Origin of the sequence: Corallococcus sp. AB049A (assembly GCF_003668885.1) — a bacterium.
GTDB lineage: Bacteria > Myxococcota > Myxococcia > Myxococcales > Myxococcaceae > Corallococcus > Corallococcus interemptor.
In genome coordinates this window covers 1-2,319 of record NZ_RAWL01000714.1, presented here as the reverse complement: position 1 = coordinate 2,319, position 2,319 = coordinate 1, and the positions used below count along the sequence as shown (strand labels likewise).

The 2,319-nt window shown below is 67.5% G+C and carries 1 protein-coding gene; it reads right to left on the bottom strand.

Going from position 1 to position 2,319, the window contains the following annotated elements; all coding sequences use genetic code 11:
- The coding region (locus tag D7X55_RS38590) for a putative metal-binding motif-containing protein (protein ID WP_121725641.1) at positions 1–2,126 on the bottom strand (2,126 nt) is incomplete at its 3' end.
- Positions 2,127–2,319: the final 193 nt, after the last annotated feature.

Here is a 2,319-nt window from a genome sequence, read left to right as displayed (position 1 = left end):
CCGCTTGCCCCCAAGAGCGTTGCTCCAAAATTGCCCGCGTAGGGACTGCTCGAGGCGCCGCCAGCGCCGCCATCACCACCAACAACGCTGCTTCCAGCGCCGCCACTGGCGCCGTCTCCACTGATCTCACTGCCGCTTGAACCATCCGCTCCGTTGTTCGCAGTGCCGTTACCTGCACCACCCCCCTGGCCACCCCCGCCGCCATTGGCGGTGATCCGAGCCGCGGACGTCAGGGTCACCTGGAAGGCTTCCAGCACCACTCGGCCGCCACTCCCGCCGCCTCCGCCTCCCGCTGCTGCTGGGCCTGAGGGGTTCGCCTTGCCGCCCAAGCCACCGCCGCCACTCACAGAGAGGCCCTTCCCGAGGGTGAGCGTCCTGGCCACAGAGATTTGGAGGGCGCCGCCGCCAGCTCCTCCGAGCCCGCCAGCCGCGTTGCTTGTGCCCCCGCCATTGCCTCCCGGGCACCCACCGATGAGCGGCGTGAAGGCCGATGCCTGCTGGCTGCCTGCGTCACCTCGCGTGGCGGTGGTGTTGTAGCCCCTGCCGCCATTGCCTCCAGGCGTCGCTCCGCCCGCACCACCTCCGCCGCCACCCTGGCCTCCGCCATACGTTCCGGCCCTGCCCTGCGACGCGGCGCACCCCTGATTGCCGCCAGTCCCGGGAACCGGTGCGCCATTCACGATGCGCCCGCTGGCCAGGATGTCGTGGTTCACCGTCGCGTCCCCGTACACGGCGAGGATGAGGGGGCGGCTGCCCACGATGCGCAGCCCTCCGCCCAGGGCCAGGGTGCGCACCGGGATGAGCAGGATGTCCGGACCGCCTGCCTGGGACAGGGTCTTGATGACGATGTCCCCCGTAGCCGGGCCGGCGCCGCTGGGGGTCCAGGTCTTCGCATCCGTATCGAACACCACCGCTCCGGTGGTCCTCAGCTCACGAATCTCGCCGCCGGGAATGGAGTTCGGATTGAAGTTGGCGGGCGTGTAGGGGAACGCGACGCACTGGCCATCCGCGCGGCACACGCGCGGCAAGCCCGAAGCGTCCTCGCTGCAGGGCAGATTGATCTGCGTCGGGTCTCCCGCGTACATGCAGGAATTGTTTCGCGTGCAGCCTGCAACCGTGTTGCACTCCCGGAGCGGGCAGGGCGTGTCCTTGCCGATACACGTTCCATTGCCATCACAGAACCCCGGGTCATGGCAGACGTTGCCGTCCTCGCAGGACGTCGTGGCAGATTTAGGGGCGTAGTCACAGATGCCGTTGGTCGGGTTGCAGGCTCCCGTGGCAGCTTGGCACTGGGGATTCGGGGGCAGGGTGCACGTCTTCACGTCGCCGACGCACTGCTTGTCGGCCGTGCACCGGCCATTGGTGATGCACGGATTCCCGGGGTCACAGGATGCGCCCACGACCACGGGCCCCTCAATGCATGCACCCGTAGAGGCCTCGCATGTCACGGGCGCCTGGCACTGGCCCGTCGGCTGAGTGCACTTCGGCTCGCCACCGCCGCACAACGCCGCGTCGCCGATGCCGACGCATTTCTTGTTCTTGTTGCACAGGTCGTTGGCGTCCGTGCACGTCCTGTCCGCGCACTTCGAATCCGCGCACCCCTTCTTGCCGTCACAGTCGAAGTCGACGGCCGTGTCGCACTGCTCCGGTGCTCCCGGGTAGACGTCGGCTCGGGAGTCATCACAGTCGGGCGACTCCACTCCTGGGCCGCTCGCGACGAAGCCATCTCCATCGTCATCGTGGAACACCGCCTGGAGCGTGAAGGTCCGGTCGATGGACTTTCCAGGAGGTGCATCCAACGCGCGGTCCTCGTGAGTCTCCACGACCGAACCGGAGCATTGATTGCCGCTGACGGCCGCGAACGAGGTCACCTTCACGTTCAGCCGGTCGCCCCATGCCGGCTTGCGGACCATGGCGACCTGGACCTTCTTCGCGTCAGGGGCCTTGAACTGGCTGGAGGGAAGGTCGGTTCCCACCTGACTGCTTCCGCTGCTGACCTCCACGCGCAGGCACTGGGGCCGGTAGGAGGGGAACTCCACCGTGACGCGAAGCACCCCCTCGGCGGGGTCCTTCATCCGGCAGCCGGTGAGCAGCACCACGCAGGTCAATAGACAAGTCAGACGCATGGTGCCGCACTGTACCCGTCAACCTCTCATTGCCAGAACATTGGCTCTGAAAGGCTTGAAGCCATGCGACGTATGCCCTTAGAGGGGCGTACAGCCGCCCGTGACTGCGGGACTGATGACCGCGGTGCTCAGGGAGCAGGACTGCACGCTGCGCACGTAGATGGAGCCTGCGGCGCCACCGCCACCACCGCCT